Source organism: Trujillonella humicola, assembly GCF_046233715.1.
Classification (GTDB): domain Bacteria; phylum Actinomycetota; class Actinomycetes; order Mycobacteriales; family Geodermatophilaceae; genus Trujillonella; species Trujillonella humicola.
The window spans coordinates 67,825-91,149 of the sequence record NZ_JBJNRJ010000004.1 but is presented as its reverse complement, the minus strand read 5'-3'; the positions used below and the strand labels follow the sequence as shown (position 1 = coordinate 91,149).

The 23,325-nt window shown below is 75.1% G+C and carries 24 protein-coding genes; 14 read left to right on the top strand and 10 right to left on the bottom strand.

Annotated features, from left to right (window positions below; all coding sequences use genetic code 11):
• Positions 1-98 precede the first annotated feature (98 nt).
• Complete coding sequence (locus ACK586_RS03725) at positions 99-953, top strand: phytanoyl-CoA dioxygenase family protein (protein WP_409329105.1); 855 nt, start codon at positions 99-101, stop codon at positions 951-953.
• A gap of 135 nt (positions 954-1,088) precedes the next feature.
• Complete coding sequence (locus tag ACK586_RS03720) at positions 1,089-1,253, top strand: hypothetical protein (protein ID WP_409329104.1); 165 nt, start codon at positions 1,089-1,091, stop codon at positions 1,251-1,253.
• 85 nt (positions 1,254-1,338) lie between these two features.
• Here the strand turns inward: ACK586_RS03720 and ACK586_RS03715 are convergent, their stop codons facing one another.
• On the bottom strand, positions 1,339-2,622 hold the full coding sequence (locus ACK586_RS03715) for an ROK family protein (protein ID WP_409329103.1): 1,284 nt from the start codon (positions 2,620-2,622) through the stop codon (positions 1,339-1,341).
• Between the two features lie 152 nt (positions 2,623-2,774).
• On the opposite strand from ACK586_RS03715, the gene ACK586_RS03710 reads away from it, so the two are divergent.
• Entirely contained in the window at positions 2,775-3,659 is an 885-nt protein-coding gene (locus ACK586_RS03710; RefSeq protein ID WP_409329102.1) for a sugar phosphate isomerase/epimerase family protein, read from the top strand.
• A 250-nt stretch (positions 3,660-3,909) separates the two neighbouring features.
• On the opposite strand, the gene ACK586_RS03705 is transcribed toward ACK586_RS03710, so the two are convergent.
• Positions 3,910-4,884, bottom strand: coding sequence for a patatin-like phospholipase family protein (locus tag ACK586_RS03705; RefSeq protein WP_409329101.1), 975 nt, complete (start codon positions 4,882-4,884; stop codon positions 3,910-3,912).
• A gap of 62 nt (positions 4,885-4,946) precedes the next feature.
• The gene (locus ACK586_RS03700; protein ID WP_409329100.1) at positions 4,947-6,332 is read right to left on the bottom strand and encodes a sensor histidine kinase; all 1,386 of its coding nucleotides are present in this window, start codon (positions 6,330-6,332) and stop codon (positions 4,947-4,949) included.
• Positions 6,333-6,647: 315 nt separating this feature from the next.
• Here ACK586_RS03700 and ACK586_RS03695 point away from each other — a divergent pair, with 315 nt between their 5' ends.
• Entirely contained in the window at positions 6,648-7,871 is a 1,224-nt protein-coding gene (locus tag ACK586_RS03695) for an Nramp family divalent metal transporter (RefSeq protein WP_409329099.1), read from the top strand.
• 12 nt (positions 7,872-7,883) lie between these two features.
• Here the strand turns inward: ACK586_RS03695 and ACK586_RS03690 are convergent, their stop codons facing one another.
• Positions 7,884-8,804, bottom strand: coding sequence for a LysR family transcriptional regulator (locus tag ACK586_RS03690; RefSeq protein WP_409329098.1), 921 nt, complete (start codon positions 8,802-8,804; stop codon positions 7,884-7,886).
• Between the two features lie 73 nt (positions 8,805-8,877).
• Between ACK586_RS03690 and ACK586_RS03685 the strand changes: the two genes are divergently transcribed.
• Positions 8,878-9,834 (top strand): DMT family transporter, encoded by a 957-nt coding sequence (locus ACK586_RS03685; protein ID WP_409329097.1) that lies wholly within the window; start codon positions 8,878-8,880, stop codon positions 9,832-9,834.
• A 189-nt stretch (positions 9,835-10,023) separates the two neighbouring features.
• On the top strand, positions 10,024-11,241 hold the full coding sequence (locus ACK586_RS03680) for an HNH endonuclease signature motif containing protein (RefSeq protein WP_409329096.1): 1,218 nt from the start codon (positions 10,024-10,026) through the stop codon (positions 11,239-11,241).
• Positions 11,242-11,358: 117 nt separating this feature from the next.
• Here ACK586_RS03680 and ACK586_RS03675 read toward each other — a convergent pair whose 3' ends face one another.
• On the bottom strand, positions 11,359-11,532 hold the full coding sequence (locus tag ACK586_RS03675; protein WP_409329095.1) for a hypothetical protein: 174 nt from the start codon (positions 11,530-11,532) through the stop codon (positions 11,359-11,361).
• 358 nt (positions 11,533-11,890) lie between these two features.
• Here ACK586_RS03675 and ACK586_RS03670 point away from each other — a divergent pair, with 358 nt between their 5' ends.
• From ACK586_RS03670 to ACK586_RS03660, 3 genes are all read left to right on the top strand, one after another.
• A complete protein-coding gene (locus ACK586_RS03670) occupies positions 11,891-14,176 on the top strand; it encodes a putative bifunctional diguanylate cyclase/phosphodiesterase (RefSeq protein ID WP_409329094.1) in 2,286 nt (761 codons plus the stop codon).
• 85 nt (positions 14,177-14,261) lie between these two features.
• Positions 14,262-14,690: an S-adenosylmethionine decarboxylase gene (locus ACK586_RS03665; RefSeq protein WP_409329093.1), complete on the top strand. Its 429-nt coding sequence runs from the start codon at positions 14,262-14,264 to the stop codon at positions 14,688-14,690.
• Position 14,691: 1 nt separating this feature from the next.
• On the top strand, positions 14,692-15,480 hold the full coding sequence (locus ACK586_RS03660) for a hypothetical protein (protein WP_409329092.1): 789 nt from the start codon (positions 14,692-14,694) through the stop codon (positions 15,478-15,480).
• 1 nt (position 15,481) lies between these two features.
• Here ACK586_RS03660 and ACK586_RS03655 read toward each other — a convergent pair whose 3' ends face one another.
• Genes ACK586_RS03655 through ACK586_RS03640 form a run of 4 tightly spaced genes read right to left on the bottom strand, consistent with a single transcriptional unit; the run spans position 15,482 to position 18,942 of the window.
• Entirely contained in the window at positions 15,482-16,333 is an 852-nt protein-coding gene (locus tag ACK586_RS03655; protein ID WP_409329091.1) for an ABC transporter permease subunit, read from the bottom strand.
• On the bottom strand, positions 16,330-17,295 hold the full coding sequence (locus ACK586_RS03650; RefSeq protein WP_409329090.1) for an ABC transporter ATP-binding protein: 966 nt from the start codon (positions 17,293-17,295) through the stop codon (positions 16,330-16,332). Before ACK586_RS03650 ends, ACK586_RS03655 begins: the two co-directional genes overlap by 4 nt.
• 8 nt (positions 17,296-17,303) lie before the next feature.
• Positions 17,304-18,377 (bottom strand): hypothetical protein, encoded by a 1,074-nt coding sequence (locus ACK586_RS03645; RefSeq protein WP_409329089.1) that lies wholly within the window; start codon positions 18,375-18,377, stop codon positions 17,304-17,306.
• Positions 18,361-18,942: a sigma-70 family RNA polymerase sigma factor gene (locus tag ACK586_RS03640; protein WP_409329088.1), complete on the bottom strand. Its 582-nt coding sequence runs from the start codon at positions 18,940-18,942 to the stop codon at positions 18,361-18,363. Before ACK586_RS03640 ends, ACK586_RS03645 begins: the two co-directional genes overlap by 17 nt.
• Before the next feature lie 157 nt (positions 18,943-19,099).
• On the opposite strand from ACK586_RS03640, the gene ACK586_RS03635 reads away from it, so the two are divergent.
• The 5 genes from ACK586_RS03635 (at position 19,100) to ACK586_RS03615 (ending at position 22,948) form a co-directional block, all read left to right on the top strand.
• Positions 19,100-19,270 carry a CsbD family protein gene (locus ACK586_RS03635; protein ID WP_409329087.1) on the top strand — a complete coding sequence of 57 codons (171 nt, stop codon included), beginning with the start codon at positions 19,100-19,102 and terminating at the stop codon, positions 19,268-19,270.
• A gap of 211 nt (positions 19,271-19,481) precedes the next feature.
• Complete coding sequence (locus tag ACK586_RS03630; RefSeq protein ID WP_409329086.1) at positions 19,482-19,802, top strand: GNAT family N-acetyltransferase; 321 nt, start codon at positions 19,482-19,484, stop codon at positions 19,800-19,802.
• Positions 19,803-19,909: 107 nt separating this feature from the next.
• The gene (locus ACK586_RS03625; protein ID WP_409329085.1) at positions 19,910-21,277 is read left to right on the top strand and encodes a cryptochrome/photolyase family protein; all 1,368 of its coding nucleotides are present in this window, start codon (positions 19,910-19,912) and stop codon (positions 21,275-21,277) included.
• Positions 21,270-22,082 carry an Fpg/Nei family DNA glycosylase gene (locus ACK586_RS03620; RefSeq protein WP_409329084.1) on the top strand — a complete coding sequence of 271 codons (813 nt, stop codon included), beginning with the start codon at positions 21,270-21,272 and terminating at the stop codon, positions 22,080-22,082. Before ACK586_RS03625 ends, ACK586_RS03620 begins: the two co-directional genes overlap by 8 nt.
• A 56-nt stretch (positions 22,083-22,138) precedes the next feature.
• Complete coding sequence (locus ACK586_RS03615; protein ID WP_409329083.1) at positions 22,139-22,948, top strand: glycoside hydrolase family 25 domain-containing protein; 810 nt, start codon at positions 22,139-22,141, stop codon at positions 22,946-22,948.
• An 8-nt stretch (positions 22,949-22,956) separates the two neighbouring features.
• On the opposite strand, the gene ACK586_RS03610 is transcribed toward ACK586_RS03615, so the two are convergent.
• The gene (locus ACK586_RS03610) at positions 22,957-23,259 is read right to left on the bottom strand and encodes a putative quinol monooxygenase (protein ID WP_409329082.1); all 303 of its coding nucleotides are present in this window, start codon (positions 23,257-23,259) and stop codon (positions 22,957-22,959) included.
• Between the last annotated feature and the right edge of the window lie 66 nt (positions 23,260-23,325).

The following is a 23,325-nucleotide window of genomic DNA, read 5'->3' as shown; positions in this document are numbered from 1 at the left end:
TCATCCTCCGGCCGTCGGCGCCATCCTTGTAGTTTCACAACAGAAATGCGGCACACCGTCACTCCCCTACCCACACCGTCAATCCGAAGGAGAAAGCGATGCGCCTGACCAAGGCCGAGTGGACCGAGCGGGCCGGGCAGCCCGACTTCCAGGAGCAGCTGCTGCTCGCGCTGCGCACGGACGGCTACTTCCTCCTCGAGGAGGTGTTCGACCGCGCCCGCATGCAGGAGATGACGGACGACTTCGCCGGGCTCCTCGAGGACCATCGGGCGAAGACGCCGGACAACCGCGGCAAGAACCGCTACAACATCCAGCTGCCGGTGCGGCCGCCGTTCGTCGCGCCCGACATCCAGACCAACGAGCTCCTCTACCCGCTGCTGAAGAAGGTGCTGGGCGAGGACCTGGCCGTGAGCTTCATGGCGGCCGACACGCCGCTCGAAGGCTCCGAGTACCAGATCGCGCACTCCGACGGCATCGCGCTCTTCCCCGGCCTCGACACCGCGCTGCCGGCCTTCAACCTCGTCCTGAACATCCTGCTCGTCGACTTCACGCCGGAGAACGGGCCGCTGGAGATCTTCCCGTACGGGACGCACCACCTCGACTGGAGTGACGCGGCCGCCGGCTCGCAGCTGCGCGAAGCCCAGCAGGTGATCGCCCCGGCGGGCAGCGTCATCATCCGGGACGCCCGGATGTGGCACCGGGGCACGCCGAACCGGACGCCGGACATGCGTCCGATGATGGCGGTCGCCTACAGCCGCAGCTGGTACCGCTTCAGCGAGGCCGAGGTCGGGATGATGCCGCTGAAGGTGGACCAGGCGCAGTACGAGTCGTGGGGCAAGGACATGCAGCACCTCTTCCGGTTCGCGCACGTCGAGAACGACGTGAATGCGCCGGTGGTGGTCGGTGCCGTCGCGGACCGGATCGCCACGCTCCTGGTACCCAAAACTGCCTGAGTTCCGTCACCGCGGCGCCCGGGAGCGGAAGCTCCCGGGCGCCGCGCCCCACCGGAGCCGTCGCCGCGGCCGCCGGTGAGCCGGCCCGATCCGGTCACGAAGAGAGTCCCCATGCTTGCGAGCCATGCCCCGCTGGTGGCGGCCACCGAGCGCGCCCGGCAGATGCGGCGCCGCGTGCTGACGCTGCAGTTGAGTCGCCTGGCGGGTCGTGCCGGCGCCGCCGATGCCGCTGCGCGGGATGCAGCATCGCGAGCGGTGCGCGTGGCCTCGCGTCTGGAGCGCGACGAGCTCTATTGGTGAGAGTGCCCGGCGCACCGCCTGTGGGCGGCCGGCACCTCAGCGGCCACCGGGCGTAGGGCCGTCGACCCCGTTGCCGGGTGGCGCCTCAGGCGGCGACGGCAGGCAGCCACGGCTGGCCCGCCGGCGAGCCCGCGTGGATCCACCGCGGGAGCAGGTTCCGGGAGAAGAGCTCGTCGAGGACGACGAAGGCGGCGCCTCGCAGGCCGGCCTCGTCGCCGTCGGGCGAGCGGACGATCCGCAGGTCGCGGGTGGCCAGCGGAAGTGACCGGCTGAAGGTCGCGTTCCGGATCGCCGCGAAGAACAGGTCGCCGGCGTTCACGACGCCACCCCCCACGACGATCAGTGACGGGTTGTAGAGGTTCACCACCGTTGCCAGGGTCCCGCCGATGCGCCGGCCGGCGCGGCTGAGCATCTCGACCGCCAGGGGGTCGCCGTGCTGGGCGGCTTCTGCGACGTCCTCCGCATTCAGCCCCCGTCCGTGCTGTGCACGCTCTGCGAGGAACCTGCTGCTGCCGTCAGCGGCTGCCGCGGTGGCCTGTCGTGCCAGGGCCACACCTCCGGCGACCGCTTCCAGGCAGCCGGTGTTGCCGCAGCGGCAGACGACCGAGGAGTCCTCGATGACCTCGACGTGGCCGACGTCACCGGCCGAGCCCTGAGCGCCACGGTGCAACCGCCCGGCGCTGATCAGGCCCGCGCCGATGCCGCTGCCGACCTTGACGTACACGACGTCGCGCTCGCCCCGGGCCAGACCGCCGTACAGCTCCCCGAGGGCCATGAGGTTGACGTCGTTGTCGACCCAGGTCGGGGCGCCGTACCGCGCCGAGAGCCGGCCGCGCACCGGATAGCCGTCCCAGCCGGGCATGATCGGGGGGGAGACGGTTCGTCCGGTCGAGAACTCGACGGGACCCGGTACGCCGATGCCGACGCCCCAGACCGGCGGCGCGTCGTCCGGGCGCCCGGCGAGCAGTTGGTCGAAGAGGTCTTCCACGTGGGCCAACACCGTCTCGGGGCCCAGCGAGATGTCCCCCGGTTCGACGCGGTGGGTGAGCAGGCCGCCGGCGAGGTCGGCCACGCCGACGCCGACGCTCGTGGCGCCGAGCGCTGCGACGAGCACGTGCCCGGCATCCGCCCGGAATCGGAGTTCTCTCGGCGCTCGGCCACCGGTCGAGGGGGCGAGTGCGCCGTCGACGACCAGCCCGGACTCCAGCAGCTCCCCGATCCGCTGCGTGACGACTGCGCGTCCCAGGCCCGAGATCCGGCCGAGTTCCGGGCGGGTCCGCGCGGCGCCCGTGCGCAAGAGGTCGAGCACGGTCACGAGGGTGTCCAGGTGATCGTTCGAGAAGGGGCCATCCATCGGTCCGAGCGCCATGGCATTCCCCTTCTGGTCCCGCCCTGGAACGGCTTTTCAGCATGAGGCGGTTCCGTTTGACTATTGCATGCTACGCACATAAGTTCGCGCCGGTCCAGCCGATCGTGTTCCGTCCCCGGCCACCGTGGCCGTACTCGCCCCATGGAGTGCCGATGCCGGAAAGCCCGCACGTCGCGTTCAACCCCCTTCCTTATTACCTCAGCGAGCGGGGCTTCGATCCGGACTCGGCTCCGCCGCTGCCGGAGATCTACCGGCGGATCAAGGCCGCGGGCTTCGACGCGGTGCACGTCGAGCCGCCGCAGGGCATGTCCATCACGGACTACGGCCGACTGCTCGCCGACAGCGGACTCTCCCCGGCGCCGGGCTACTTCCAGGCCCCGTTCACCGAGCCCGAGCAAGGGAAGACGGTGGAGGAGGCCCGGCGGGTCGCGGCCCAGCATGCCGCGCTCGGGCTGACCCGGATCTTCATCGCCGACCAGTTCGCTTCCCAGGAGCGCCTGGCCACCCCCGCGGTCGGGATCGGCGCGGACGAGGCCAGGCTGGGACGGCTGTGCGAGAACCTTGCCGCGGCGTGCGAGGCGATGGTCGCCGAGGGGGTCACCCCCTGCCTCCACCAGCACATCGGGACGTGGGTGGAGACCCCGGCCGAGACCGTGGCGGTGCTGGACGCAGTGGACCCCTCACTCCTCCTCTTCGGACCCGACACCGGGCACCTCGCCTGGGCCGGAGCTGACCCGGCCGAGATGATCCGCCGGTATCTGAACCGGGTCGGGGCCGTGCATCTGAAGGACTTCCGCTCCTCGGTGATGTCCGACGGCGCGGGGGCCGACTACCTCGCGTTGACCGGTCGTCACCTGTGGACCGAGCCCGGCCGTGGCGACGTCGACTTCGACGCCGTGCTGGCCGTGCTGGCCGAGTTCGAGGGCTGGTACGTCGTCGAGGTCGACATCGCCGACCAGCCGACGGTCGAGGACACCGCCCGGGTCTCGGCGCAGTGGGTGCGGGAGCGCATGGTCGGGGGAACCGCGACGTCGTGAGCCGCCTGTCGGGAGACCGGGAGGCAACCGGCGGGGGACGTGCAGCTTGGTGGTCAGCACGGGACCCGTCGCGACCACCTCCTCGAGGGGCGGGCCCCGGCGTCCACGACGGCGTTCACCGACCGCGCCACCGGTACGGGGACGCATCGTGCCAGCACCGTCCGACGGCGTCGACGGTCGACCGACCCTTCCTCGTCACCCGGCGCCGGCGGGGCCGCGTGGGGCGGCGCCCGGAGCGCCCGGAGCGCCCTCACCGACCGGCGCCGGCCGCCCGGAGGACCCCGGCGAGCGCGGGGTCGGCGACGCGCCGGCCGGTCGCCAGGAACGACTCCTGGATGATCTCCGTGAGCCGGGCGCGGGACATCATGTCGTTGCCCATCACCCGCTGCTCGCCGGCGCCGGGGGTGAAGACCACGGTCCGGATCCCGTCCCGCTGCAGCGCCCGGACCTCCCGGGCCAGGATCCGCGACGTGTGCCTGCGGGCCGCCGCGTAGAGGTCGGGCACCCAGCCCACCGTGCCGCTCATCGGCGCGACGACGACGACCAGGTCGAGGCCGGACCCGCGCAGGATCGCCGCGTTCGTCGGGGAGTGCACACCGCCGTCCAGGTAGAGGCGCCCCTCGATCTCCACCGGGGCGAAGTAGCCGGGCACCGCGCACGACGCGGCGACGGCGAGGTGGACGGGCGCCTCCGGCGTCCCCGGCCGGCCGAACACCACCCGGCGACCGTCCCGCCGGCGCACGGCGCAGATCCACAGCCCCGGCTCGGGCCATTGCGCCCGCTCGAGCTCGCGCAAGGCGGCCAGCTGGCCGACGATGTCGTGGCGTCCCGGCGCCACGAGGGCCATGCCCGCCGCCAGGGGCCGGAACTGCAGCGGCCGGGACACCGCCCGCGCGACCATGTGCCGGCTGGGCACCCGCAGGGGGCGGCGCAGCAGGTGCAGCGGGCGGAACGGGGCCAGGTCGGGTGCGGCCGTCTCCGCGATGGACCGCGTCGCCTCCCCCGCGCCCGACAGCGGCGCCTTCACCGTCCACGCGGCCAGGTCCTCGGCCGACACCCCGAGCCGCAGCAGGGTGCCGGTGATGGCGCCGGCCGAGGTCCCGACCACCACCTCGGCCCGGCGGGCGTCGAAGCCCAGGTCGTGCTCCAGCAGCGCCAGCACCCCGGCGTGGTAGGCCTGCCCGACCACGCCACCGGCACCCAGCACCAGGCCGACGCGCGTCACGGATCTGAGGGTGGCACGCCGGGGGACGGCGCACCTGCCGGCCCCGCGGCGGGGTGCGCCGTTCACCCGGCCGACGAGAGCGGGACCTCCAGCCGCACGTGCGTGCCCGCGCCGGCCGCCGTCCGGATGTCCAGACCGGCGTCCCCGGCGGCCGCGAGGTCGGTGAGCAGGTCCAGCCCGAGGTGCCCGTCGTGGGGCCGGCGCAGGGTCGCCTCCAGGTCGAAGCCCGCCCCGTCGTCGCGGACGTCGAGGACGACGCGGTCGGCGAGCCGGGTCACCGTGACCTCGACCAGTCCGGCGCCCGAGTGCTTGGCCGCGTTCTGCAGCACCTCCTGGGCCACCCGGAACAGCAGCGTGGCCGCGTCCAGCGGCAGCTCCAGCTCCTCGGGGACGCGGACCTGCACGTCGATCCCCCGGGCGCGCAGCCGGTCGGCGAGATCGGCCAGCGCCGAGGCGAGCCCGGCCCGCTGCAGGTCAGGCGGGTAGATCTCCACCAGCAGGGACCGCAGCGACCCCGCGGACCCGCGCAGCGCGGTCGCCGCCTCCCCGAGGACGCCTGCCACGTCCTGCGCCGAGTGCCGGCCCGAGGTGTCGCGCAGCTGGTCGGCGGCACCGGCCACCAGCAGGGCAGCGGCGGAGACGTCCTGCACGATCCCGTCGTGCAGGCTGCCGGCGATGCGCCGCCGCTCCTCGTCGGAGGACTCCAGCGCCCGCGCCTGCAGCGCCTCCCGCTCGCGCTGCTCGGCCCGCACCTTCGCCAGCATCCGGCTGGCCAGCGGCAGCTGGAGGGCCAGGAGCGCCAGCAGCACGGTCAGCGAGATGGGCGCGAAGTGCCACCAGATGTCGGCCTGCCGGGCCGTCGCCGCACCGTAGGACGTGCGGGTCTCCAGGACGAGGGCGCGACCTGCCGGGTCGCGGACCTGCCGGTACACCTCCAGCACCTGCTCCGAGGTGCCGTCCAGCCGGTGCTCCGGGCGGCTCACGTCGCCGACCTCGGCACGCGTCGTCCCCTCCCGGGGGACCGGTGGCGCCTCCCCCGGCGGCAGCCGCTCGCCGATCAGGCCGGCGTCGTCGGAGTAGACGACGGTCCCGTCCCCGCGCCAGATGAGCAGCCGGTCCACGGAGGCGGCGTCGAGCCTGCCGCGCAGGGCCGCGTCCATCGCCGCGACCGCCTCGGCGCCGGCCTCGGCGCCGCCCTCGGCGAGGCCGCTCTGCAGGGTGGGCTCCACCACGAGCGTCGCGAGCAGCTCCGTGGTGCGCCGGGCGTCGGCGATCGCCTCGTCCGTGGCCGCCTGCCGGGTCGCCCAGACGCTGCCGCCGAACAGCAGCGTCACGACGACGAGGTTCGCCATGACGAAGCGTCCGGCGACCCGCCCGACCGGCGGCAGCCCGTCCCGGCGACGTGCGGCCGCCCCCGCCCCCTCGACGAGGCTGATCGAGGGCGGCACGCCGTCGTCCGCGCGCGGTCGGGCCGTCCTCGGCCCGGGGCCCGATCGCATCGCGCACCCTCCCCGTGAGGCCGGTCCGGCCGGTGCGCGTGCTCGGCGCCCGAGTTCCGGACCGGTCCGACGGTTGTGCCACCTGAGGGGCGGTCGGCACAAGTGCCTGACGTCCCGCGACCCGACGGCGGGGCACCGGACTCATCCTCCGGAGGGACCCGAGCCCGCCGGGACCCGGTCCCGGCCACCGCCCCGATTCGGGGTCTGGTGGGTACCGGGACGGACGAGCACCATGGCGGCCCGGGTCGCGCTGGGAGGTCGGTCGTGCTGCATCGGGAGCGCGTGGTCGCCGCGCCACGCCGTCGCCGGCTGCTCCTCGTCGGTCCGGCCTTCGTGGCGGCCATCGCCTACGTCGACCCGGGGAACTTCGCCACCAACTTCTCCGCCGGCGCCGAGTACGGCTACCTGCTCCTGTGGGTGATCGTGCTCGCCAACCTGATGGCGATGTTCGTCCAGGGCCTGTCGGCCAAGCTGGGGCTGGCGACCGGGATGTCGCTGCCGGAGAACTGCCGGCAGCAGTACCGGCGACCGGTGGTGCTCGGGCTCTGGGCCCAGGCCGAGGTGGTCGCCATGGCGACCGACCTGGCCGAGATCGTCGGCGGCGCCGTGGCGCTGCACCTGCTCGTCGGCATGGACCTGTTCACCGGGGGGCTCCTCACCGGGGCCTGGGCCTTCATGCTGCTCGCGCTCCAGGCACCGGGCGACCGGCGCTACATCCACGCGGTCACCACCTACTTCTGCATGATCGTCGTCGCCTTCCTGCTGCTGCTGGTGAGCAGTGACGTCGACGGGGGCGAGGCCGCGCGCGGGCTGGTCCCCCGGATCGACGGCCTGGGCAGCCTCGTGCTCGCCGCGGGCATCCTCGGCGCCACGGTCATGCCGCACGCCATCTACCTGCACTCCGCCCTGGTCACCGAGACCACCAGCGCCCGTACCGTGCCGCAGCGGCGGGAGGCCCTGCGCGAACAGCGGACCGAGGTCACGGTGGCCATGGGGCTGGCCGGGCTGGTCAACGCGGCGATGCTGCTGGTGGCGGCGTCCCTGTTCGCCGGCTCGTCGCTGGGGGCTGACGTCCTGGAGGGCGCCTACGAAGGCTTCGGCGTCGTCGGCCCCGCGGCGCTGCTCTTCGGGATGGCCCTCCTGGTCTCGGGCTTCGCCTCCTCGAGCGTCGGCACCTACGCCGGGCAGGTGATCATGGAGGGCTTCCTCCGCCGCCGGATCCCGCTGTTCCTCCGCCGGGCGCTGACGATGTTCCCCGCGCTGGCCGTCCTGGCGCTCGGCGTCGAGCCCACCCGGGCGCTGGTGGTGTCGCAGGTGGTGCTGTCGTTCGGCATCCCCTTCGCCCTGGTGCCGCTGCTGCTGCTCACCCGGCGCCGCGACGTGATGGGCGAGCTGGTCAACCGGCGCGTCACCACCGTGGTCGCCGTCGTGGTCACCGCGCTGATCCTGACCCTGAACGCGGTGCTGCTGATCGGCCTGCCCGGCTGAGCGCCGGGTGCGTCACGTGCCCGCCAGCCGGCGCGCCTGCTCCCCGACCGCAGCGAGGACGGCGTCCAGCGGCGGGGCCGGTGGGCTGTCGCGGGTGACGAGGACCAACCGGCGGCGGACGGCGGCCTCGGCGACGTCCCGGACCGCGAGCGACCGGTCCGCCCCGGGCAGGGTGAGCGCCGGCAGCAGCCCGACGGCGCCCGTGCTGCGGACCAGCTCCAGCTGCACGTCGGCGTCGTTGCTGCGGTGACGGACGTCGGGGTCGAAGGAGCCCAGCGACCGGCAGGCGCCCACGACGAGCGCGTGGTGGCCGGTGCCGGCGGCCGAGGCCACCCAGACCTCGTCGCGCAGGTCCGCCAGCGCGACGGGACCCCCGCCCTCCGCGGCCGCGTGACCGGCCGGCAGGACCAGCCGCAGCGGCTCCTCGAGCAGCACGTCGAAGCGCAGCCCTCCCGGGCGGGGGCGCGGGTGCCCGTCGTACTCGTCGCTGACGACCACGTCGAGGGCCCCCAGCCGCAGCTCCGGCAGCGCCTGCTCGAGCTCCAGCTCGGAGACCTCGACCCGGACCTCCGGGTGCTCGGCCCGCAGCCGCGCGACCACCGGGATGAGCACCCGCCGGGTCGCCGACTGCAGGCCGCCCGCCCGCACCGTGCCCCGCACCCCACCGGTCAGCGACGCGAGGTCCGCCCGAGCCGCGTCGGCCGCCGAGAGCAGGACGTCGGCGTGCCGGGCGAGCAACCGGCCGGCGTCGGTCAGCCGGACGCCCCGGCCGGCCCGCTCGAGCAGGCGCACCCCGGCCTCCCGCTCCAGCACGGCGAGCTGCTGGGACACCGCCGAGGGCGTGTAGGCCAGCGCCGCGGCCACCGCGGCGAGGGTTCCGCGCTCGCGCAGCTCCAGCAGCAGGCGGAGCCGGCGCAGGTCCAGGACGTCCATGCAGTGATGCTGACGTATCCGATCCAGGAATGGTCACTGGACCTGAACCGTCGCGGCCTCGATGCTCCTCGGCGTGGGTCCTGCGCTCTGTCTCGTGTCGGCCGCCTGCTTCGGCGCCATGGCTGTCTTCGGCAAGCTCGCCTTCGCGGCGGGGGTGCCGCTCGGCACGCTGCTGCTGCTGCGCTTCTCCCTCGCGGCACTGCTGCTGGGCCTGGTCCTGCTCCTGCTGCCCGGCACGCGGGCACCCCGGGAGCCCGGCCGACCGCGCGCCGGGTCGCTCCCCCGCCGCGTGGTCGTCGTCGGCCTGGGGCTGGGCGCCGTCGGTTACGTCACCCAGGCCGGCCTGTACTTCGCCGCCCTCGAGCGGGTGGACGCCTCGCTGGTCGCGCTCGTCTTCTACGTCTACCCGGCACTGGTCACGGTGGTCGCCGTCCTCCTCGGCCGGGACCGGCTCACCCGGGCCCGGGCGGCGGCGGTGCTGGTCGCATCGGCCGGGACGCTGCTGGTGCTCGCCGGAGCGGGCGGGCTGCGCTTCGACGCCGCCGGCGTCGCCATGGCCTTCGGCGCCGCGGCCACCTACACCGTCTACATCCTGGTCGCCGACACGACGGTGCACCGGGTGCCGCCCGTGGTCCTGTCCGCCCTGGTCATGACCGGAGCGGCGGCCACCCTCGCGCTGCGGAACGCGCTCACCGGCGGCGCCGACCTGGCGCTCCCCGCGGCCGGGTGGCTGTGGATCGGCTGCATCGCCGTGGTGTCGACCGTCGTGGCCATGCTGGCGTTCTTCGCCGGCCTGCGCCGCACCGGGCCGTCGACCGCCGCGACCCTCTCCACGGCCGAGCCGGTGGTGACCACGGCGCTGGCCGCGCTCGCGCTCGGGGAGTTCCTCACCCCGGTCCAGCTGGCCGGTGGGCTGCTGGTCCTGACCTCGGTCGTACTGGTGCAGCTGCGGCCGCGCGCCCGGCGGGCGGATCCCTCGCAGCCCGTCGCGGTCCCGGTCGCCGCCGCTCCCCAGCGCGCCCCCGCGTGACCGCGGTCGGGGGAACCGCCGCCGGACCTGGCGGGCGTCCTCGCGCGCTGGTCTCCGGGCCTGCTCCGATCTCCGCGTCAAGAGGTGGCGAGCATCTGTGGACAGGTCGCTGACCTGGGGAAATCTCCTGGTCGACCCGGTTCCGGGCGCTAGAATCGAACACACGTTCTAGCCGGTCGGGAGGGTGTCGTGGGCGAGCTGCAATCGGCACTGGACGCCCTGGCCGCCCTGGACCTGGACGGCCTCCCGGACGGAGCGCTGCTGGACCACGCCCGCCAGCTGTCCGCGGCGGCCAACCGGCTGGAGGCCGAGCTGACCCGGGTGGTGCGCCGGATCGACGTCCGCGGCGCGGTCGAGCACGACGCCGCCAAGACCGCGCAGTCCTGGCTGCGCGGCGTGGTGCGGCTGTCCGGATCCCGGGCGTCGCAGCTGGTCGGCCACGGCCGGGCGCTGGAACACCTGCCCGCCACCGCCGCAGCCTTCGCCGCCGGGCTGCTGGGCGCCGACCAGGTGGAGGTGATCGCCGAGATCGCCACCCCGGTGAACCGGGACCTGGCCGACGCCCAGGGCATCGACCTGGCCGAGATCGAGACCGCCCTGGTCGTGGTGGCCACCTGTGGCACCCACCGCGACCTGCAGTCGGCGGTCGGCACCTACCTGGCCAAGCTCGACACCGACGGCCCCGAACCCGACCCCACCCCACAGCGGTCGGCGCACCTGGTGCAGCAACCCGACGGGCACTGGACCCTCGGCGGCACCCTGGACCCCGTCGGCGGGCAGAAACTCGCCACCGCCCTGGAAGCGGTGCAGGCCGCCTCCCGCTGCGCCGGAGACCTGCGCGACCGCGCACAGCGCACCGCCGACGCCCTGGTCCAGCTGGCCGACAACGCCCTGGCCTCCGGTGAGCTGCCGGTGCTGCGCACCGTCAAGCCGCACCTGCTCGCCACCCTGCCGCTGAGCGACCTGGTCGACCCGGCTCCCTCACCTGGCGCGGCGCGCACCGGAACCGGCGCCACGATCTCCGCCGCGGCCGCCCGCTGGCTCGCCTGCGACGCCACCGTCACCCGCATCGTGCTGGACCCCGACGGGCTACCCCTGGACGTCGGCCGCACCCAGCGCACCGTGCCCGCGCACATCCGCAAGGCCGTCGAGCTCCGAGACCGGCACTGCGTGTTCGCCGGCTGCGAAGCCCCCGCCTGGTTCTGCGACGTCCACCACCTCATCCACTGGGCCCTCGGCGGCCAGACCTCCCTGGACAACACCGGGCTGCTGTGCGAACGCCACCACACCAAGGTCCACCACGGCTACCGCGTCGAACGCGACGACACCGCACCACCCGGCCGGCGCTGGCGCACCTACCGCCCCGACGGCACCCAGATCGTCGTCCACCCACCCCTGCGCGTCTGACCCACTGCACCCCTGCACCCCGCGGCAAGCCGGCCGCGGGGCAGAGGCGCGCGTCCCGATCCGCCAGGACGGACGACTCCGAGCGGGCTCCGAGGCACGGTCACCGCGGGCGCGGCATCACCCTCCCAGTGCCCCCGCCCAACGCCAGTCGCCCTCGGGCCCGAGGTACTCCACACGCTGGACGTCCTCGTCCGCCTCGTCCTCGGCCCACGCCAGCGCGAGCGCGTGCTCGGCGAACTCCTGCTCGGCCACGACCTCACCCATCGCGTCGAGGAACCTGTAACGGGTCATGCGGTGAGGCTAGGGCGATCGGAGCCGGGTCCAGGTGCTGATTCCCCCGCCGAGGCATCGGTCCACCGGGCTCCCTGGGGGACCTCCGCTGGCCTCCTCCGACGTCCGTCACGAGAGCCCGGGGACCCTGCCACCGCCCGGACGGCGACCGCCGCCCCCGACCGGCACGCGCTCGATCGGGTGACGGGGGGTCCAGCGCACCGTTCCTCGCGCCGATGGGAGAGGGGTGGCCGATCGCGAGCCGCGGCTCACCCCTCGGGGTGAGGGTGGAGCGGCTCCGTTGCAGGTCCGGCCCCCCGGCGCCGATGACCTCTCCATGTTGAGGCAGCGACCGAGGGTCCCCGCGCCGCGGCGACCCGTGCGCCTGCTGTACCTGACCATCGGCCTGACCGCGCTCTTCGCGGTCGGGGTCGTGTGGCGGCCCGCCGGCGCGGCGTGGGACCGCACCTTCGACGTCGTCCTCTACAACCTGCCCTACCTCGCCGCGGCCGCGGCCTGCGTCGCGGCCGCGCGCCGCGTGCCCTCCGAGCGGTGGGCGTGGTGGGGGCTGGCGACCGCGCTGGCCCTGGGCGGCATCGGCAACGCGCTGCGCGTGCTGTCGTCCGGGCTCGAGGGCAACGGTCCGGTGTCGACGCCGGCGGTGGCCGTCTCCTTCGCCGCCTACATCAGCATGTACGTGCCGATCTTCGTGCTCATCCGCACGCGGGTGCACCGGTTCCACCCGAGCATGTGGCTCGACGGGCTCATCGGCGGCCTCGGCAGCCTGGCGGCTGGGGTCGCGTTCGTGCTCGGCCCCTACCTCTACCCCGCACCGGGCGAGCCCACGGTCGCCGCGGCGGACCTGTTCCCGCCCGCGACGACGGTGCTGCTCATCGGCGTGCTCGTCGCGGTGGGCTCGATCCTCGGCGTGCGCCTGGACCGCACCCTGGCCCTGCTCGCCGTGGGGCTGTTCTTCATCTGCGCCTCGGACATCGTCCTCTTCGCGCTGAAGATGCACGACGCCTACGTCGACGGCGGCCCGCTCGAGCTCGGCTGGCTGGTCTGCGTGGTCCTCGCCGCGGCGGCCGCCGCAGGCGCCACGGAGCGGCCGGTCCCGGTGCCCGGGCCGCGCAGCTCCCGCCTCGGGTGGCGGCTGCTGGCCCTGCCGCTGGCCTGCATCGTCGCCAGCCTCGTCGTCCTGGGCACCGGCTGGACACACCCCATGCCGCCGGTCTCGGCCTGGCTGGCGATCGGCTGCGTGCTGGCCGGCCTGGCCCGCATCGGCGTCACCTTCCACGAGGTGCGCGGCTTCAACCAGGTGCAGCGCGAGGCGCGGACCGACGAGCTGACCGGCCTGGCCAACCGCCGGGCGCTGCTCCAGCGCGCCCAGCAGGTGGTCGCCACGGCCACCGTCGAGCGGCCCGCGGCGTTCCTGCTGCTGGACCTGGACGGCTTCAAGGAGGTCAACGACAGCCTCGGGCACTCCGCCGGCGACGAGTTGCTGCGGCTCATCGGCCCCCGGCTGCGCGGCGCGCTGCGCCGCGACGACGTGCTCGCCCGGCTCGGCGGTGACGAGTTCGGCATCGTGCTGCCGGACACCGGCGTGCAGACCGCGCAGGTCCTCGCCGAGCGGCTGCGCGCGCTGCTGCTGGAACCCTTCACCGTGACCGGCGTCCGGCTGCACGTCGGGGTCAGCATCGGCGTCTCGACGACCCCGGCCCCGGCGACGACCGTGCAGGAGCTGCTGCACTGCGCCGACGTGGCCATGTACAGCGCCAAGAGCGCCCGCGAGGGCGTGCACGTCTACGTCCCCGACCCCGTCACCGGCACGGCGGGCAGCGACCGGCTGCGCACCATGGAGGAGCTGCGGACCGCCCTCGAGGTGGACGACCAGCTGGTCGTCTTCCTGCAGCCGCAGCTGGACCTGCGCGACGGCAGCGTCGTCGGCGCCGAGGCCCTGGTGCGGTGGAACCACCCCGCCCGGGGGCTGCTCTCCCCCGCACACCTGCTCCCTGCCGCGGAGCAGGCCGGCCTCCTGCGGCCGCTCACCGACCGGGTGCTCGAGCTGGCGCTGGCGGCGACCGCGCGCTGGTGGGCCGACCGCCGGGTGCCGGTCTCGGTGAACCTCTCGGCCGCCAACGTCACCGACCTCGACCTGCCCGAGAAGGTCGCCGCCGCCCTGGCCCGGCACGGGTTGCCCACCGCGGCGCTGACCCTGGAGCTCGTCGAGGACAACCTCATGGCCGATCCCGAGCGCGGCCGGACCGTCCTGGGGGACCTGCGCCGGCTCGGCGTCCGGACCTCGATCGACGACTACGGCACCGGCTACAGCTCGCTGGCCTACCTGCGGCACCTGCCCGCCGACGAGCTCAAGCTGGACCGCTCGCTGACCGCGGACGTCGATCGCGACCCTCGCGCGGCCGCGATCGTGGAGCACACCGTGGCGCTGGTCCACGCGCTGGGCCTGAGCCTGGTGGCCGAGGGCGTGGAGACGCTCGCGACCAGCGCGACGCTCGCCCGGCTGGGCTGCGACGTCGCCCAGGGGTACGCCATCGCCCGGCCGATGCCGGTGGACGACTTCCTCGTCTGGCTCGCGGCATCCGACACCGGCCTGCCGAGCGCGACCCTGGTCCCCGAGCTCAGTTCCGGTGTCGGCCAGAACTGACGGCATTCCGGACGCCCTCGTTCCCCTCGGCGACACGCCGTAGGTGATCAAGCGCGCTGGGTAGCGATCCGGTCACCATGATCGGGTGACCTCGTCCTCCCCCGCCAGTGAGCTCGTCCGCCACCGCCTGCTGCGCAGCGCCGACCGCCCCCTCGCGACGGCGGCGGAGGACTGGCGCGACCTCGCCCCGGAGATCCTCCGGCAGCGGCTGGTCATCGAGGGCGTCCCCGCCCGGCCGGTCGACGACGGGCAGATCCGGCGGTACCTGTCGGCACTGTCCCGCGAGGTCGGGATGGTCCAGCTCATCGAGCCGGTGACGCACCGCTCCGACCTCTACGGCTGGGCCGGCTGGATCCACTGGGAGACCTCGGGCGCCCACTTCTACGCCTGGGAGCAGCCGCGGCTGTTCTTCTCGGTCGACCTGTACACGTGCAAGGCGTTCGACGTCGACACCGCCGTCGCCTTCACGCGGGACTGGTTCTCCGCCGCCCCGCTCGTCGCGAAGTCCTTCTGACATGGCGCTGCGGCTGCTCGTCGCCCACACTCCGGCCGAGCGGGACGCCGCCCGCCGGGTCGAGGCGCAGGTCTTCCTCCAGGCCTTCGGCAACACGCCGGAGGTCATGGAGGCCGAGTACGGGCCCTACGAGGGCCGGTCGCGCTTCGTCGCGGTGATCGACGACGCCGACGGGGCGGCCCTGGGCACCGCGCGCCTGATCCTCCCCGACGAGACCGGCCGGCTGAAGTCGCTGGCCGACATGGCCGGGGAGCCCTGGCACCTCGACGCGCCCGGCGCGCTGGCCGCCCGTGGCCTCGCCGGCCGCGAGACCTGGGACGTCGCGACGCTGGCCGTGGACCCGCGCTACCGCGCCGGCAGCGCCGGCGCCGAGGTCAGCCTCGCGCTGTGCCACGGGATCTGGCGGTACGCCCGCGACTGCGGCGCCGAGGGCATGGTGACGATCCTCGACGACGGCGTGCTGCAGCTGGTGCAGGCGATGGGGCTGCCGTGGTTCCCGATGGCGGGCGCCACGTCCCGCCCCTACCTGGGGTCGCCGGCCAGCACGCCGTGCGACTTCGTCGTCGCGACGGCGGGCGACCACGTGCGCGAGGTGCAGCCGGCGCTGGCCCCGGCCCTGGTCGAGGGACGGTTCCGGTCCATCACCCTCGACCCGGCCGAGCTGGCCCCGGGCCGCGGCGAGCTGCTGCCCGAGCCCGACCCGATGCCGGCCGGACTCCCGCCGCGGCGCGACACCACCGGCTGGCGGCCCCCCGCCCGGCGGGCGTCGGACCGGTCCGCGACTCCGTAGCTCAGACGTCGCGGCGGTCGAGCACCACCGCGGTCAGGGCCCAGACCCCGGTGACCCACGCCAGCACCCAGAGCAGGTAGCCGGTGCTGAGCGGGGCCTCGCCGAGGAACGGGAAGCCGGCCCCCTCGGGCCCCAGCGTGAGCAGCGCGGACGGGTCCTGGAACGCGTGCATGGCCCCGCGCCACAGACCGTCGGTGGGCAGCAGAGCCCGCGACACGGTGCCGACCCGCTCGACGCCCTCGTTGCCGAGCACCTGCCCCACGTTGCCGACGATCCCGGCGACCCACGTGGCGCCGAACAGCCCGACCGCCACCACGCCGGAGGCCATGGGCGAGATGACGCTCGAGAGCAGCAGCCCGAGGGTGAGCAGGGTGACCGTCTGCGCGGCGAGCAGCGCGAGGCCGATCGCCGGCTCCGGCGGCCAGTAGCCGACCGTCCAGCGGACGACGAGGAACTGCGCCAGCCCGGCCACCACCACGTAGCCGCAGCCGACGGTCACCAGTCCCAGCCACTTGCCCAGCAGGACCGCCGAGCGCCGCAGCGGCCGGGCCAGCACCGACAGGGCCATCCCCGACTCGATCTCGCCGGCGACCGTCGGACCGGCGAGGAAGGCGGTCCCCAGCGCGGCGACGAGGCTGAGCCCGAACATCACCAGGTTGAGCAGCTGCGAGGCGACCAGCCGGGCCTGCCCGGAGGTGAGGTCGCCGAACCCGGTGTCCAGCCCGGTCAGCCGGGAGAACCCCCAGCCGCTGAGCGCGAGCAGGGCGAGGGTGAGCACGGCCAGCGCCCACAGCACCCGGCGGCGGGCGGCCTCGCGCACGGTCAGCCGCGCCACCGTGAGCACCGCCGTCACCGGGCGCCGTCCCCGTGCCCGGCCCGCAGGATCCCCAGCAGCCGCTCCTCCAGGCTGATCCGCGCCGGTTCCACGGCGTGCACCGCGACCCCCAGGGCGACGAGGTCGGCGACGAGCGCCGGCACCGCCGCGCCGTCGTCGCCGTCCGGGAGGACGACGGTGAACCGGTCCCCCGAGGCGCTGACCTCGCCCGCCGCGCGCAGCCGCGCCTCGGCGCGGCCGTCGACGCCGCCCAGGTGCAGCCGCACCTCCCGCCGGCCGAGCAGCTCGGCCAGCGTCCCGGCCGCCCGCACCTGCCCGTGGTCGAGGATCACCACCCGGTCGCACACCCGCTCCACCTCGCCGATCAAGTGCGAGTTCAGCAGCACCGCCACACCCTGCGCCTTGAGCGACAGCACGAGGTCGCGGACGTCGACCCGGCCGATCGGGTCCAGCGCGCTGGTCGGCTCGTCGAGGACGACGAGCTCGGGCCGGCCGACCAGCGCGACCGCGAGGCCCAGCCGCTGCTGCATGCCCTTGGAGAAGCCCCCGACGCGGTCGGCGGCGCGCCCGTCGAGGCCGACGGCGTCCAGCCGCTCCCGCCCCTCGGCCTCGCTCATCGGCACGCCCGCCAGCCGGGTGTGCAGCGCGAGCACCTCCGCGGCGGTGAGCCAGGGCTGGTAGCGGAAGAGCTCGGGCAGGTAACCGACCCGCTCGCGGGAGCGCGCGTCCCGGCCGGGCCGGCCGAGCAGCATCACCTCGCCGGCGTCGGGTCGCACCAGGCCCAGCAGCATCTTGATGACGCTGGTCTTGCCGGCCCCGTTGGGGCCGAGCAGGCCGACCACCTCGCCGCGGCCCACGGTGAAGGAGACGCCGTCGACCGCCGCCCGGCGCCGGTAGCGCTTGCGCAGGCCGGAGCACCAGACCGCCGGGGACTGCGGCAGCTGCGCGAGGAACTCGGCGGCGGTCCGGGTGTCCTCCACCGGCGTCGTCAGCCCAGCGCCCGGGCGACGGCGAGCACCTCGTCGGTGCTCACCGCCCCGGCCACCCCGGTGACGATGCCGTCGGAGACCCAGACCACGCCGGCCATGGTGCCGTCCCGGGACTCGAGCACGGTGGCCTCCACGCCGTCGACCTCGGCCTCGGAGGTGGTCACCATGCGGGCCGGCACGGGCAGCGGCAGCGTGGTCGCGTCGGCGGAGAAGGTCCGCAGCTGCTCGGCGACGTCCGCGGGCAGGCCCGGCAGGGACAGCAGGTAGTCGCGCACCGTCTCGAAGGGCACGCCGTCGGAGGAGGCGGTGGGGGCCACGGCCCGGCCGACGGCCAGGACGGGCAGACCCGAGCGCTGGGTCCAGACCGCCGCGACGGCCGGGCCGGCCTCCAGCAGCACCCGGCCGCCGTCCAGGCCCGGCGGCGGCACGGGCAGCTCCGCACCGGACTCGGCGGCCGTCCGCGCCGCCTGCTCGGCCGAGAAGGTGAACACCGCGCTCACCGGCTCGACCACCAGGTAGGACGGTTCGCCGCTCACGCCGGTCGGCAGGTCGGCGACCTGCGGCACGGGCAGGCCGGTGCGCTCCCGCGCGGTCGCCGCGTCGGGCACCTCCACCGGCTCGACGTCGCCGGTGACCTCGAGGTCGCCGAACGCCGACAGGTCCGGCAGCGCGACCAGGTCCCGCTCCTGCAGGGCGATCGGCTCGATCTGCTCCGTCCGGAACATCGGCAGCCAGTCGTTGGCCGCGGCCACGCCCGCGCCGGAGAGGACGACGACGGCGCCGAGGGCGGCCACCGCCGGGCGGCGCAGCGCGGGAGCCCAGCGGCGGCGGGCCGGGGCAGGTGCGCGGCGGGCGGGCGCGGCGGCCGACAGGCGGGCCCAGCCGGCGTCGACGTCGACATCCCGGGAGGCCCCGGCCCCCAGGGCCGCGGCGACGGCGCGGGTGTCGGCGCGGGCGGCCTCCAGGCCGGCCAGGCAGGTGGCGCAGCCGGCGACGTGGGCGCGGTCGGCGTCGGCGACGCCCAGCGGCTCGTCGACCAGCCGGCGCAGGACCCCCTCAGTGGGATGACGCATCGCGGTCCAGCTCCTCCTTGAGACGGGCCTCGGCGCGTCGCACGGTCGTGCCGACGCTGCCGACAGACAGATCGAGGGCGGCGGCCACCTCGTCGTAGCTCAGGCCGCTGTGGCGCAGCACCAGGGCCACCGCCTGCCGGCGGGGCAGCCGCGCGAGGGCGGCCCGCACCCGGCTCCGCTCCTCGCCGGAGACGACGGCGTCGGCGACGTCGGGCGCCTCCTGCGGCTGCTGCCGGCCGACGGCGTCCTCGCGGGCGCTGCGGCGGCGGCCCGAGCGCAGCAGGTTGAGCGCGGTGTGCGCGGCGGCCACCGTCAGCCAGCCGCCGGCCTCGCCCGCGGGGACCGAGGAGCGGCCGAAGGCGAGGAAGACCTCCTGGGCGACGTCCTCGGCCTGCTCCCGGGACCCGAGCACCCGCGCGGCGACCCCGACGACGCGGGGGTAGTCGCTGCGGAACACCTGCTCCAGGTCCGGCCGGATGCCGCCGGTCCGCTCCCTCACCCGCGTCCGCGGGGCCGCGACGGCGACCGCGGCCGCCGGCCACCGCTCGTGCTGCACCAGGTCCACACCCGGGGAGCACCGCCGGGGCCACCGATGTGACACGACACCCGGCGAGCATGCCCGGCCGGGGTCCGCGGCGGGCCCCGGGCCCGCCAGTCTTGCGATCGCGTGACGGTCCGCGCGGATACGCGTGCACCGGGCACGACGGGGGCACCACCAGGGCATGAGCGCCATGGACAAGATGAAGAACAAGGCCGAGGAACTGACCGGGAAGGGCAAGGAGGCCACGGGAGAGGCCACCGACAACCGCGACCTCCAGGCGGAGGGCAAGGCCGACCAGACCAGCGGCAACGTCAAGCAGGCCGGCGAGAAGGTCAAGGACGTCTTCAAGTAGGCCACCGGCGCGCGGGTCCGGCCCGGTCGTCCCCCCGGACGGCCGGGCCGGTCGTGTCCGCACGACCCGGGCGGGTCACCCGCTCCGGTGACGTGCGACGCGCCCGAGGGGCGCTCCCGGGACGCGTGGGGCTTCCGAGGCGTTACCGTTCTGAGACGCACAACGAGCTCCGGCAACGGCGCCGGGGCGAGCGGAAGGTGGGCACGGCACGATGGAGACGAGTGTGGTCGACGTCCCCGATCGGGGACGCTTCGAGGTCCGGCTGGGCGGGCGCGTGGTCGGGCTCGCCAGCTACCACGTCGAGAACCGCGTCATGACGCTCCCGCACACCGAGGTCGACCCGAGCGTGGGTGGCCGCGGCATCGGCTCGGCCCTGGTGGCCGGCGTGCTCGACGCGGCCCGCGAGCGCGGCCTGCACGTCCTGCCCTACTGCTCGTTCATCCGGTACTACATCCAGCAGCACCCGGACTACCTCGACCTCGTCCGCGACGAGGACCGTCCGCACTTCGGGCTGGCCACCGCCGAGGCCTGAACGAGGACCCCGTCCTCCTCATCCCCCGCACGCTCGGGACGAGCCCCTGGACGGGGCCATGACGCGATGGACTGCACACAACCGGAATCGCACATAACGTGGCCCGGGTGCCCTCCAGCGTGCTGTGGTTCCGCCGTGACCTGCGGCTCGGGGACCACCCGGCCCTCCTCGCCGCGATCGAGGCCGCCGGCGGCGACGGCGAGGTCCTCCCGCTGTTCGTCGTCGACCCGCGCCTGTGGGAGCCCTCCGGCGCGCCGCGCCGCGAGTACCTGCGCCGCTGCCTGGCCGACCTGCGCGAGGCCACCGACGGCGCCCTCGTGGTCCGCTCCGGTGACCCGGCCGACGTGGTGCCCGCGCTCGCCCGGGAGGTGGCGGCGGGCAGCGTGCACGTCTCGGCCGACACCGGCCCCTACGGCCGCCGCCGCGACGTCGCGGTCGAGCGGGCGCTCGGGGACGTCCCGCTCACCCGCACCGGCTCGCCGTACGCGGTCGGGCCGGGGCTGGTGACCAAGCGCGACGGCAGCCCCTTCCAGGTGTTCTCGCCCTTCGCCCGCGCCTGGCGCGAGCACGGCCGGCCGGCGCCCGCGCCCCGGCCGGACGGCGTCCGGTGGTGCCGGGGTCCCGCGCCCGGCGACCTGCCGCCCGAGCAGGACCTGGGCGGCACCGAGCTGCCGCCGGCCGGCGAGGAGGCCGCGCACACCGCGTGGGACCGCTTCCGCGACCTGCGGCTGTCCGGCTACGCGGAGGGTCGGAACCTGCCCGCCGGCGACGGCACGAGCCGGCTGTCCCCGCACCTGAAGTACGGCACGATCCACCCCCGCACGCTGCTGGCCGACCTCGCCGCCGAGGAGCAGACCGAGGCCGTGCGCCGCTACACCGACGAGCTGGCCTGGCGGGAGTTCTACGCCGACGTGCTGTGGCACCGGCCCGAATCGGCCCGCGAGTACCTGCGCCCGGAGCTGCAGGCGCTCGGCTACGACTCGGGCCCGCACGCCGAGGAGCTGGTGCGGGCCTGGGAGACCGGGCGGACCGGCTTCCCGATCGTGGACGCCGGGATGCGGCAGCTGCTCGGCGAGGCCTACGTGCACAACCGGGTGCGGATGATCGTGGCCTCGTTCCTGGTCAAGGACCTGCACCAGGAGTGGACGCGGGGCGCGCGGTACTTCATGCAGCACCTGGTCGACGGCGACCTGGCCAGCAACAACCACGGCTGGCAGTGGGTGGCCGGCACCGGCACCGACCCCGCGCCGTACTACCGGATCTTCAACCCGGTCACCCAGGGCAAGAAGTTCGATCCGGACGGCGCCTACGTGAAGCGGTGGGTGCCCGAGCTGCGGGACGTGGACGCGCGGTACGTGCACGAGCCTTGGAGCGCGCCCGGAGGCGTACCCGAGGGCTACCCGGAGCCGGTGGTCGACCACGCGCACGAGCGGCGGGTCGCGCTCGAGCGGCTGGAGCGGGTGCGCCGTGCCTGAGGGACACACCCTGTTCCGGCTGGCCCGCGACCAGCAGGAGGCATTCGCCGGCCGGCCGGTCCACGTGACCAGCCCGCAGGGCCGCTTCGCCGCGGGCGCCGAGCTGCTCGACGGCCGGGTGCTCGACGAGGTGACCAGCTACGGCAAGCACCTGTTCGCCTGCTTCGGCGCGGACACGCTGCACGTCCACCTCGGCCTGTACGGCAGCTACACCGGCGGCACGGGCACCCCTCCCCCGCCCCGCGGCGCGCTGCGGATGCGCTGGGAGGGCCCCGGCCCCGACGGGCTGGGCGTGTGGACCGACCTGCGCGGCGCGACGGCCTGCGAGGTGCTCACCGCACCGGAGGTCGACGCGATCCTCGACCGGCTGGGCCCCGACCCGCTGCGCGCCCGCCCCCGCGAGGGCGCGGTCGCGCACCGGCGGATCGCCGGCAGCCGCACCGCCGTCGGTGCGCTGCTCATGGACCAGTCCGTGCTGGCCGGGGTCGGCAACGTCTACCGCGCCGAGATCCTCTTCCGGCACCGCATCTCGCCATTCCGGCCCGGCCGCCACGTCGGCGCCGAGGAGTGGACCCGGCTGTGGGCCGACCTGGTCGTCCTCATGCGCTCCGGCGTCCGCCTGGGCCGGATCGTGACGACCCGCCCGGAGGACCGTGCCCGCAGGAGCGGCGCGGTCCGCCGGGACGACGCGCACTACGTGTACCGGCGCACCGGCCTGCCGTGCCGGATCTGCGGCACCGAGGTGCGGACGCAGGAGATGGTGGGCCGCAACCTGCACTGGTGCCCCGTCTGCCAGTCCACCTGATCGGGGGGTCCCGGACGGGGGGTCCTGACCGGGGACGGGGAGCCTAGGGTTGCCCGATGACCGTGGCGGCCCGCGCACTCGCGCTCGCCGGGGCGGTGGCGGTGGCACTGCTCGGGCTGCCGGGCACCGCGCACGCCGCACCGGAGGACGGGACCCGGATCGGCTACGACGTGTCCCACCCCCAGTGCGGCGAGCCCCTGCCCCGCCGGGCGGACGTCGCGATCGTCGGGGTGAACGGCGGGATCGCCACCGTCGCCAACCCGTGCCTGGCCGAGCAGCTGGCGTGGGCGGCCGACGCGACCGGCCGGGCGGCCGTCGAGCTCTACGTGAACACCGCCAACCCCGGCGAGGTCATCGACCGGGTCACCACGTGGCCCGACACCGGGTCGACCCCCTACGGCGAGTGCGACGGGACCAACTCCGCGGCGTGCTCGTGGCAGTACGGCCGGATCCGGGCCGCCGTCGACGTCCACGTCTTCTTCCTCACCGCCGCCTGGGCGGCGGGGGTGGACCCCGACCCCGCCGCCCACCGCTGGTGGCTGGACGTGGAGACGATGAACACCTGGCAGTACGGGTCGCCCGGAGCGCAGGCCCGCAACCGCGCGGCGCTGGAGGGCATGGCCACCTACCTCCGGGAGGTCGGCGCCGAGGTCGGCATCTACTCGACGGGGCGGCAGTGGGCGCAGATCGCCGGCCGGGTGCCCCCCGCCACGCCGCTGCACGGCCTGGACAGCTGGCTGGCCGGCGCGCGCGACCTGGACGGCGCCCGGGCCACCTGCTCCGGCGATCCCCTCGTGCCCGGCGGGCGGGTGGTGCTCGCCCAGTACGTGGACGACGACCTGGACCACGACCTCGTCTGCGGCTGAGCCCCCGCCTACAGCTCGCCCTTGGTGCCGGCCGGCAGCGGGGTGAGCACCTGGACCTCCGGGGCGCCGGTCACCTTGCCGGCGAGCTTGGGCCCGAGAGCGGCCAGCGCCGGCGCCGTCATGTGCACGCCGAGCGCCTCCTGGCTCTCCCACTTCTCCACCATCACGAGGACGCCGTCGGCCTCGTGCAGGGCGTACAGCTCGCAGCCGGGCTCCTCGTGGACCGCGGGCAGCGTCTCCAGGAGGGCCTCCCGGACGGCGTCCAGGTGCTCGGGCAGCGGGCGGATGTGGGCGACGACGACGACGGACACGCGGGTTCCTCTCGGCAGCGGTGACGACGGGCCCGACCGGAGCGGTGGTTGGCGCTTCCCGACCTC

What these genes read in the sequence shown, in the direction of transcription:
- ACK586_RS03715 (WP_409329103.1), bottom strand. Translation starts at nt 2,622, where the DNA reads ATGGCGCTCGGACCGATGGATGGCCCCTTCTCGAACGATCACCTGGAC.
- ACK586_RS03635 (WP_409329087.1), top strand. Translation starts at nt 19,100, where the DNA reads ATGAGCGCCATGGACAAGATGAAGAACAAGGCCGAGGAACTGACCGGG.
- ACK586_RS03645 (WP_409329089.1), bottom strand. Translation starts at nt 18,377, where the DNA reads ATGCGTCATCCCACTGAGGGGGTCCTGCGCCGGCTGGTCGACGAGCCG.
- ACK586_RS03615 (WP_409329083.1), top strand. Translation starts at nt 22,139, where the DNA reads ATGACCGTGGCGGCCCGCGCACTCGCGCTCGCCGGGGCGGTGGCGGTG.
- ACK586_RS03675 (WP_409329095.1), bottom strand. Translation starts at nt 11,532, where the DNA reads ATGACCCGTTACAGGTTCCTCGACGCGATGGGTGAGGTCGTGGCCGAG.
- ACK586_RS03630 (WP_409329086.1), top strand. Translation starts at nt 19,482, where the DNA reads ATGGAGACGAGTGTGGTCGACGTCCCCGATCGGGGACGCTTCGAGGTC.
- ACK586_RS03690 (WP_409329098.1), bottom strand. Translation starts at nt 8,804, where the DNA reads ATGGACGTCCTGGACCTGCGCCGGCTCCGCCTGCTGCTGGAGCTGCGC.
- ACK586_RS03725 (WP_409329105.1), top strand. Translation starts at nt 99, where the DNA reads ATGCGCCTGACCAAGGCCGAGTGGACCGAGCGGGCCGGGCAGCCCGAC.
- ACK586_RS03660 (WP_409329092.1), top strand. Translation starts at nt 14,692, where the DNA reads ATGGCGCTGCGGCTGCTCGTCGCCCACACTCCGGCCGAGCGGGACGCC.
- ACK586_RS03710 (WP_409329102.1), top strand. Translation starts at nt 2,775, where the DNA reads ATGCCGGAAAGCCCGCACGTCGCGTTCAACCCCCTTCCTTATTACCTC.